Annotated in this window: 3 protein-coding genes; 2 read left to right on the top strand and 1 reads right to left on the bottom strand. The window is 50.4% G+C overall.

The window, feature by feature from the left end:
- Window positions 1-626: 626 nt before the first annotated feature.
- Complete coding sequence (locus PM04_RS15420) at window positions 627-1,754, top strand: BamA/TamA family outer membrane protein (protein WP_038008519.1); 1,128 nt, start codon at window positions 627-629, stop codon at window positions 1,752-1,754.
- A gap of 165 nt (window positions 1,755-1,919) precedes the next feature.
- Here PM04_RS15420 and PM04_RS15415 read toward each other — a convergent pair whose 3' ends face one another.
- Window positions 1,920-2,687, bottom strand: a complete 768-nt coding sequence (locus PM04_RS15415) for a SapC family protein (protein ID WP_038008518.1) — start codon at window positions 2,685-2,687, stop codon at window positions 1,920-1,922.
- Between the two features lie 547 nt (window positions 2,688-3,234).
- On the opposite strand from PM04_RS15415, the gene PM04_RS17930 reads away from it, so the two are divergent.
- The gene (locus PM04_RS17930) at window positions 3,235-3,480 is read left to right on the top strand and encodes a hypothetical protein (protein WP_200880360.1); all 246 of its coding nucleotides are present in this window, start codon (window positions 3,235-3,237) and stop codon (window positions 3,478-3,480) included.
- Window positions 3,481-3,639 lie beyond the last annotated feature (159 nt).

Below are 3,639 nucleotides of genomic sequence, written 5' to 3'. Positions count from 1 at the left end.
ATCTTACTAACTCACGCCATTCCGTAGCTGGCACCCGTATCGCCTAAGCGCCCACGGCTGGCCGACTTTAGCCCCAAAAAGCGTGTCAACCAGGAGAGTACCACCCCGGCAAACCCGCGCACTGCTACTCGTTAAGATCCACGGGAACCCTTTAAAAGTTATCCTAACAAACCAGTACAAAGCCCTTAAAAGGATGAAAGTATCCTGTTGGTACCTACGCGCACAAGACCCCAGAAGCCAAAGATCGCTTGCGATAAGCTATTACAGCCGAAAGAGACTCACCTTCGCAACATCAATCAATCTTTTCGCCAAAGGATGTAAAAATGCCACTTTGGTTAATGCAATGCATCTTAATATGTGAAAATTAACCACCTGATCGCAGTTAGCATCCTTCAGTAGCACTTCGAAGGGAGCAATAGGCACACAACTATCATCTGCTCCTCGAGCTTATTTCAAAAAGAACGTGCTACACCCATTGCACCTTACCTACGCTCAAAGCCTAGCCTTGCTGGAAAAAATTGACCGTGATACTTGTCTCATCGTTGGAGTTGTTTGTTACTAATTCCTTTTATCTACAACCTGGCTGTATTGAGATGTCGGTACGTCAATTCACGCAAGAGAGCAGAATGAAGCCTTACAAGTTCCTCTACCGGCTTACTCTTGCGTCCAGCTTGTCCGTTCTCGCGTCCCAACTCTCTGCCCAGTCCCAGCCCCTCGCGTTCGACCTCGATATGCCTTCCGAAGGATCGTACAAATTGGGCGTATTTTACGACAACGTTAACCAGTCTACTTTCAACTTTGGGCTGGAACAGCCGAACCTTTTGGGCACTGATGACAATCTGGCGCTAGACCTGTCCTACAGCAAGTACAGCAGTGGTCTTAGCATACGCTCGACAGACCTGGACTTGTTCGAATCCCCCTGGTCGCGAACTTTCTCATTCTCGGTACGCCAGATCTCAACCCACGAAGACATTTTGCGTGATTTTGGCTTCGGCACCGCCGACGCCGAGGTATCCTTTGGCCGCGAATTCGGGCCACGGCGCAGCATGTCGATCGCATTCGGATACAATCTACTGGACCTCAAAAATTCTGACGATTTGCCCGCGCTGATCGCTAATGCCGACGTATTGGATGATGGCAAGGTCTACACTGGCTATGCCTCCCTAAGCCATAAGTTCTCGACCATGGTTGGGGATGAAAACTTCGCTACCTCTGGCTCGACATTCATCACATCGTTGGAAATCGGGAACGCAGGCTCAACGCCCTACGCCGTGGGACAGTTGTCAGCGCAACGCATCATTCCGCTCGGTGAACGGATGTTCACAAAAGGGCGCATCGCGGCAAGCGCAGGTTTTACCAACAGCGGCGATTTCCCCTTCAACCAAAACACTTCCGTCGGCGGCCCCGGCAGCGTGCGCGGCTACAAACCAAACAGTCTTGGCCCGGTTTCTGCTATGCAAACCTCGGGAGAGGACGCCGTCGTTGGAGGAAAGTACGCACTGACATACTCACTTGAAGTGGGAATGATTAGCGGTCAAAATCGCAATCTGGCAGTGTTCGCCTTTATGGATGGCGGCGATGCAACCAACGACACCAGCGACCTGGCCCCCAGCAGGCTCAACCGCACCACAGGTGTCGGCCTTCGGTGGCAGTCGCCGGTTGGCCCGTTTGACATCTCTTACGCACAACCGGTCCATGACCGGGATGACGAACGCACCCAAGAACTACAGATTACGTTTGGCTGGCTGTTTTAGAGCGTTGCTCAATCGTTTTTTAGTCGCTCGCCTCACAAGCCATTCAAATCATAGCTTTGAAGCAGGGTTGCGTGCATAACACTTATACTTGTTTATTATACATCAGGTATTTAAGCGAAAAAACCCGCCAGTTTGCGGGTTTTCATTATGCTTACAACCTCTGCCCTATTGCAACGTTTCAGCCGCGTCTGGCTCCGACAGGTCACGGGCCAGTTCAGAGGTCTGGACGTTGGCAAGTTGAATGCCAAGGTTTTGTAGCGAGTGCATGTGCAGGTAGCAAAGTTCCAACTCGTCAGACCGGAACATCGTCAAGAGATCAGCATCTGGGATCTCCTTGAACTTCTGACGTTTGATCACCTGAAATCCGATCAAACGGCGGGTCTCACCGTCCGCATCAGTAGCGTTGAGAGTTGCCGCCTCCAGCAGATCCAGCGTTGCAAGACGCTTGCAGAAAGCTTGCGTCACGATGTGCTGGCGCTGATATTGAGTTACAAACCCCAGCATATTTTCCAAATATTGGGTCCGGTTGCCGTCAGCATCAAATAGACGCTCGCCCCGTCCATCACGATTTATCCCCGAATACCCCTCATCTAGACACATCGTCATGGTGTCTGGTTCGCTGCGAGCGAAAATAAAAGGGTAGCGGCGTAGGAATGCAGGCACATACCGGCCTGTCCATTTTCCATCTTCGTCGAGGTATGCGTTTTCGTTGGGCTTCACGCCGGTCAAGGCGACAGGCACCATCGCGTCGTCATCACCCGTAAACACAATCGCCATATCCTGAGCAGCCGAAGGGAACTCAGCCGCAACGACCGGAATTGAATTAATGCCGCGCGAAAACTCCAGGTTGGTCGCTGGCTTGATTGAGACATCCCCATGGGAGCCAGCGTTGATTGGCGACACCGATGCATACATTTTAGTGATATCAGACATTTCTTACCTAGCCTTGAACATAACCTTTTTGTCGGGATTCATGTACAGGTCTGTGGGGAGAAGATACACTGAAAAAAACAAAATGAAACTTACCATCGAGCGAAAAAGTAACTTTTGGTGAAAGAGCAAGCAAATACTGATAACTTATGTACGGCGTCGAAATTCTTAGCTTCCAAAAGTTAAAGATCCCGGACATTGCGCGACACTGCCCAATCAAGGTGCTCGCATGACCAGGTAGTCTTTCTAACGCTGATGAACTGAATGCTGATGTGATTTGTTGTTCAGGTCGGAGGTGTAACTGAGGAGACAAATCTTATTAAGATAGCGAGTTTACCCTGGCTGCTCTCACAGTATCTCAGCCTTCATCGACGTGGAAAAGCCCTTGGAAGTGACGCCACCAGGGCAATGAGCAATGCCAATTGCTGTTACTTAAAGAGTATCCTGGCGCAAGCGGCTTCTCACGATTAGCGATCACGACCTTCTTAACGCAGACACCAGGCAGATCACTGTCATTGCCAAGGGTCAATTCTGGGAGCGCGCGACCCCGGTGCCGCTGAACGTACGCCAGATCAAGATTCTGAACCGCTTGCCTGACGGCTTAGAACGAAGGATGACCACGTCGAAATGGGCGATAATTGCCAATTGCACTCAGGATAGTGCAAATCGCGACATCCCGAGCTTGATTGAAATGGGGCTGCTGCAGAAGGGCAAAGCAGGCGGTTGGCGCCATAACGCCAGCACACAAGATTGTCCATCATCACACGGCCAAATCAATCCGCTTCAAAGCGGCTGAACAACATCGATTATCGCTAAGCGCCGGTGATTATCTATGATTACGACAATTATAGGTGTGCGACTCGTCAGTCGTTGATGTGGCGTTGATGTAAACGAGCACGCTTAATTCCCCAGTATTTTACCATAGAACTAAACGTCTGATATATTTGGTAATTTT

Origin of the sequence: Thalassobacter sp. 16PALIMAR09 (genome assembly GCF_000765485.1) — a bacterium.
GTDB classification, from domain to species: domain Bacteria; phylum Pseudomonadota; class Alphaproteobacteria; order Rhodobacterales; family Rhodobacteraceae; genus Thalassobacter; species Thalassobacter stenotrophicus.
The sequence above is the reverse complement of the archived record's forward strand: the minus strand, read 5'-3'. Positions and strand labels throughout refer to the sequence as shown.